This is a genomic window from Planosporangium spinosum, assembly GCF_049999945.1.
GTDB lineage: Bacteria > Actinomycetota > Actinomycetes > Mycobacteriales > Micromonosporaceae > Planosporangium > Planosporangium spinosum.
Genome location: NZ_JBLYUB010000005.1, coordinates 330,583 through 336,726, shown reverse-complemented (window position 1 = coordinate 336,726; position 6,144 = coordinate 330,583). Strand labels below are relative to the sequence as shown.

3 protein-coding genes are annotated in these 6,144 nt (G+C 73.7%); all 3 read left to right on the top strand.

Annotation, left to right across the window (positions count from 1 at the left end; genetic code table 11):
* Window positions 1-115: 115 nt before the first annotated feature.
* Window positions 116-2,962 (top strand): AfsR/SARP family transcriptional regulator, encoded by a 2,847-nt coding sequence (locus tag ACNTMW_RS10055; protein ID WP_426633150.1) that lies wholly within the window; start codon window positions 116-118, stop codon window positions 2,960-2,962.
* A 164-nt stretch (window positions 2,963-3,126) separates the two neighbouring features.
* Entirely contained in the window at window positions 3,127-5,691 is a 2,565-nt protein-coding gene (locus tag ACNTMW_RS10050) for a nitrate- and nitrite sensing domain-containing protein (protein WP_426633149.1), read from the top strand.
* Complete coding sequence (locus tag ACNTMW_RS10045) at window positions 5,691-6,143, top strand: roadblock/LC7 domain-containing protein (RefSeq protein WP_426633148.1); 453 nt, start codon at window positions 5,691-5,693, stop codon at window positions 6,141-6,143. The genes ACNTMW_RS10050 and ACNTMW_RS10045 overlap by 1 nt, the downstream gene beginning before the upstream one ends.
* The last annotated feature ends 1 nt before the right edge of the window (window position 6,144 follow it).

The following is a 6,144-nucleotide window of genomic DNA, read 5'->3' as shown; positions in this document are numbered from 1 at the left end:
CCCGCGCCCGGTGCGTTCGCCCCCTGGGGACCCCCGGGGGGGCGCCACGCCGGTACGCTGAGGCCCGATATCACCATCCGTATTGCCGACCGGGCAATGTGGACGGAGGGGGCGCGTGCGGTTCCGCCTGCTCGGGCACATCGAAGCCGACCACGACGGCGTGCCGGTGCCCATCGGCCGGCGCCGCGAGCGGTGCCTGCTCGGGCTGCTGCTGCTCGAGCCCGGGGTGGCCGTGCCGGCCGAGCGGCTGGCCGCCCTGCTGTGGGACGACGAGCCGCCGGCGACCGCCCGGGCCGCCCTGAGTACCCATGTCTCCCGCCTGCGCCGCGTCCTGGATCCGGCCGGCGACGGCTCGTCCGGCATCCGCCTGGTCAACCGCGGCGACGGGTACCGCGCCGACATCGACCCGGACGCGGTGGACGCCCACCGGTTCCGGTCCATGGTGGAGCGGGCCCGCGCGCTCGCCGACCCGGCCGAGCGTTCCGCCCTGCTGCGCGAGGCGCTGACGCTGTGGCGCGGCCCGCTGCTGGCCGACGCCTCCGACCGGCTGCGCGCCCGCGTCGGTGCCACGCTGGAGCAGCTGCGCCTGACCGCGATGGAGGAGCGCGTCGACGCCGAACTGGCCCTCGGCCGGTACCGGCCGCTCCTCGGCGAGCTGACCGCCCTCACCGCCGAGCACCCGCTGCACGAGCGGTTCACCGCGCAGCTCATGGTCGCGTTGCACCAGGCCGGCCGACCGGCGGACGCGCTCCGGGTGTACGAGACGATCCGCCGCCGTCTCGCTGACGAGCTGGGCGCCGACCCCGGGCCGGAGCTGCGCGAACTGCACCGGCGCACCCTGCGCGGCGAGGTCACGGCCGCCGTCCCGCCGGGCCACGGCGAGGCCACTGCCACCGTCCCGCCGGGCCACCGCTCCGGTGACCGGGACGAGCCGGGCCACCGCCCGTCCGGCCGCAACGACCTGCCGCGTGACCTGCCCGACTTCGTCGGCCGGCAACCGGAGGTCGCACAGCTGCTCGCGTCGGGTACCGTCGCGACGATGGTGGTGTCGGCCATCACCGGCATGGCCGGCGTGGGCAAGACCGCCCTGGCCGTGCGCGCCGCCCACCGGCTCGCCCCGCGGTACCCGGACGCGCGGATCTTCATCGACCTGCACGGCCACACCGCCGATCAGGAGCCGACCGATCCGGCCGCCGCGCTCGACGTCCTGCTGCGCACCTGGGGCGTGGCGCCGCACCTGATCCCCGACGGGCTGGCGGAACGGGCCGCCCGGTGGCGGGCCGAACTGGCCGGCCACAAGGTCCTGGTGGTCCTCGACAACGCGGCCAGCGCAGCCCAGGTACGCCCGCTGTTACCCGGTACCGCCGGGTGCCTGGCCATCGTCACGAGCCGGCACCAGCTCACCGATCTCGACGCGGCCCGTACCCTTCCGCTCGACGTCCTCGGGCAGGCCGACGCCGTCGCGCTGTTCCGCCGGGTGGTCGGCGACGATCGGGCCGGCACCGGGCCCGAGACGACCGCCGAGGTGGTCGGGCTGTGCGGGTACCTGCCGTTGGCGATCCGGATCGCGGCCGCCCGGCTGCGGTCGCGCCCGGCGTGGCGGGTCGACGACCTGGCCCGGCGGCTGCGTGACGAGCAGCGGCGGCTGGCCGAGCTCACCGCCGGCGACCGGAGCGTGGCCGGTGCCTTCGCGCTGTCCTACCGGCACCTCACGCCGGCCCGGCAGCGCCTGTTCCGGCTGCTGGGCCTGCATCCCGGCCCCGACCTGGCCGTACCGGCGGCAGCCGCGCTGGCCGGCACCGGCCACCACGACACCGAGCGCGACCTCGAACACCTCGTCGACGCGCACCTGCTCGAACCCGCGGCCGGCGACCGGTACCGCCTGCACGACCTGCTCCGCGCCCACGCCAGCGAACTCGTGCGCACCCGCGACCCGGAGCCCGACCGGCGATCCGCGATCCACCGGGTACTCGACCACTACCTGCGCACCGCGCACGCCGCCGACCTGCTGCTGAACCCGCACCGGGATCCGATCACCCTGCCCGACCCGGCGCCGGGAAGCGCACCCGGGCCCACCGACCCGGACGAGTCCTGTGGGGCACCCGAGCAGGTGTTGGCGTGGTTCGCCACCGAACGGCCCGTCCTGCTGGCGGCCGTCGGGCTGGCGGCCGATGCCGGGTTCGACCGCCATGCCTGGCAGCTCGCCTGGGCGCTCGCCACCTTCCTCGAACGGCGGGGGTACTGGCACGACCAGGTCGCAACGCTGTACGCGGCACTGGACGCCCTGCGCCGCCTGGGCGACCGCCACCATCTGGCCCACACCCACCGCTACCTCGGTAACGCCTGCACCAGGATCGGCCGGTACGACGACGCGCTGGCGCACTGCGAACGGGCCCTGGCGCTGCACACCGAACTCGGCGACGGCAAAGGACAGGCACAGACCCACCGGGCGCTCGCCTGGCTGCTCGGCGAGCAGGACCGCAACCACGAGAAGCTGTGGCACGCCGGGCAGGCTCTGGAGTACTACCGGAGCACCGGCGACGTGGCGCATCAGGCCGATACGCTCAACCTGATCGGCTGGACGCACGCCCTGCTGGGCGACCTCGACCGCGCCGCCACCGAATGCCGCCAGGCGTTGGTGCTGGCCCGCGCTGCCGGGGATCGGGACGCCGAGGCGAATACGCTCGACAGCCTCGGTTACGTCCACCACCGGCTGGGCCGCCACCGTGCGGCCGTCGACGCCTACCGGCGGGCCGCCGACCTGTTCCGGCGGCTCGGCGACCGGTACCAGGAGGGCACGACGCTGACCAACCTCGGCGACGCCCTCCACGCCGCCGGCGACCCGACCGCCGCCCGGGAGGCCTACGAGCATGCCCTCGTGATCCTCGACGATCTCGGCCACCCCGACGCCGACGACGTCCGGACCAGGCACAAGGCGGTCAGCGAACCTGCCGGCGGGTGAGCCGGCGCGGCAGCTCCTCGCGGTCGTCCGGTGTCAATAGTCAACCCGTACGGCAATGGGCATACCCAGAGATACTACTCTGTCTATACGATGTCGCTCGATCGTGTGATCTTCACGCGCACCGACCGCTGTGCCTCCCCTCGCCGCCGCGGAGACGAGATCTGATGCCCCGTTCCGTCCGCCCCATCCGCCGCCAGCTGCTGCTTCTCGCCGTCATCCCGCTGGTCGCCCTGTTGGGCTTGTGGGGATTCGCCACCTACCTGACCGTGGGTGACGGCTACCGCCTCTACAACCAGGGCCGGCTGATCACCCAGCTGGCGGCTCCCGCCGAGGAGATCCTCGGCGCCATCCAGGGTGAGCGCCGCGCCTCGGCGGTGTTCGTGGCGACCGGCTCGATCGACAGCCGCGTCGACCTCACCCGCGCCCGGGCGCTGGTCGACGCGAAGATCGACGCGTACCGCGGGGTACTCAAGCGCGACGACGTCCGCTCCATCACCCCCGATCACGTCATGGAGCTGGCCCAGACACAGCTGAAGGTGCTGGACAAGCTCGCCCCGCTGCGCCAGCAGGTCGACGGCCGCGGGGTGGACAACCGGGTCATGATGGACTCGTTCACCGATCTGGTCGACCCGATCACGCCGCTGTACTCGGCGGTGGCGACCTTCCCCGACGACCGGGTCTCCGCCGAGGGGCAGGCGCTGCAACGGCTCGCGCACGCCCGGGAGTTGCGGGCGCGCGTCGACGCGGTGCTGGCCGGCGCGCTGGCCACCGGCCGCTTCACCCGCGACACGTACATCCAGTTCGTGGCGGCGGTCGGGGTGATGCGCGCCGAGTACCACGAGACGTACGTGAAGATGACCGGCCAGTACCGGCGCGAGGTCGACGACTTCTTCGCCAAGGAGCCGTACGTCTCGCTGGCCCGGATGGAGGACGCCGCCCTCGCCACGAACGGGCAGGGGGCGATCCCGGTCAACCCCGGCCAGTGGCGTGAGGCCAACACCACGGCGCTCGCGCAGCTGTCGGACTTCCAACTGCACCTGGCCACGTTCGTCGAGGACCACGCCAAGGGCCCGGCGTACCTGATCTTCGGCCGGATCCTGATCGCCGGTCTGTTCGGGCTCGTCGGCGTCATCGTCACGGTCGTGGTCTCGCTGCGGATCGCCCGCCGGCTGGCCAACCGCTTGCGCGACCTGAGCGCCTCGGCGCACACCCTGTCCGACGTCCAGCTCCCCAACGTGGTCGACCGGCTGCGCCGCGGTGAGCAGGTCGACGTGGACGCCGAGGCCCCGATGCTCGGCCACAGCGGCGACGAGATCGGCCAGGTCAACGAGGCCTTCAACACGGTACGCCGGACCGCGATCCGCACCGCCGTCGAGCAGGCCGAGCTGCGCGCCGGTATCCGCAACGTGTTCATCAACATCGCCCGGCGCAGCCAGACCCTGGTCAAGAAGCAGCTCACCATGCTGGACACGATGGAGCGCAAGACCGTCGACCCGGAGGAGCTGGCCGACCTGTTCCGCGTCGACCACCTCGCCACCCGGATGCAGCGCTACGCCGAGAGCCTGGTCATCCTGGGCGGTGGCCGACCCGGTCGCAGCTGGGGCCGGCCGGTGCCGATGCAGGAGGTGCTGCGCGGCGCGGCCTCCGAGGCCGAGCAGTACGAGCGGGTACGGGTGTCGCCGATGCCCCCGGTCGTCCTGGCCGGGTCGGTCGTCTCCGACGTCATCCACCTGGTGGCCGAACTGGTCGACAACGCCACCACGTTCTCGCCGCCGCACACCCTGGTACAGATCTCCGGCCAGCAGGTACCGCACGGCTTCGCGATCGAGGTGGTCGACCGCGGGCTGGGCATGAACGCCGAGGACATGGCCGCGGCGAATGCCTGGCTGGCCAACCCGCCCGAGTTCAACGTCCTGGCGCTCAGCGACAGCCCCCGGCTGGGCATGTTCGTGGTGGCCCGGATCGCGGCCCGGCACGAGATCCGGGTGTCCCTGCGTGACTCCCCGTACGGCGGCGTGACCGCCATCGTCCTCGTCCCCCCGCACCTCGTCGCCGACGTCCGCAACGCGCAGGACCTGAGCCGCCGCGACGCGGCACTCACCGGCGCCGACCGGCTGGACGGCGAGGACCGGACGCTCGGCGCCGAGCGTCCGGTCCTCGCCGGGGTCGTGGCCGAGCCGCTCCCCGCGCTCGGCGACCGCGAGAGCACCACGGTGCGGCTGCGCTCGGTACCCGGGTGGCGGCCGGCCGGCGCGACGGCCATCGCCGCCCCCGTGACCGGCACGATCATCTCCGCGACCACCGGCGCCGCGGCTGCCTCGACCGGCACCGTCGAGCCCCCGGTCGGGGACGGCGCCGAGGCGGCCGAGGCGGCCAGGGCCGCCGAAACCACCGAGGCCACCGAGGCCACCGAGACCACCGAGACCACCGAGACCACCGACACCGCCGAACCCGCCGACTCCCGGGCCACGCGGACCCACCGCGGCCTGCCGGTACGGGTCCGGCAGGCCCGGCTGGCCCCCGGGCTGCGCGACGCGCCACCGGAGCCGCCGGCCACGCCGGCCCCGTCCCGGCCGGCCCGGTCGCCCGAGGATGTGCGCCGGATGATGAGCGCTTATCAGCGGGGTACCGCGCGGGGGCGCTGCCCGGGTACCGGCGACGACGACCGTTCATCCACACTGGACACAGTGGGCTCGGTCAGCGCCGAGCGTCCCGACGAGGAGAGATGATGACTCAGCGTACGAGTTCGGCCGGTGACCTGAACTGGCTGCTGGAGGACCTGGTACAGCGGGTGGCCGACATCCGCCACGCGATCCTGCTGTCCGCGGACGGACTGCTGATCGCCTCCTCCGCCGACCTCGACCGCGCCGACGCCGAGCACCTGTCCGCGGTGGCGTCGGGCTTCCACAGCCTCGCCCGCGGCGCGGGGCGGCACTTCGACGGCGGTCAGGTGCGCCAGACGGTCGTGGAGATGGACACCTGGTTCTTCTTCGTCACGGCCGCCGGGTACGGCGCGAACCTGGCCGTGATGGCGACCGCCTCCTGCGACGTGGGGCTGGTCGCGTTCGAGATGAACCTGCTCATCCAGCGGGTCGGGCAGAGCCTGGCGACGGTGTCCCGCTCGCCGCTGCACCAGGGCCCCACGCCGTCGGCGGATCCGCTGTTCTCCAGCCAGAACTGAC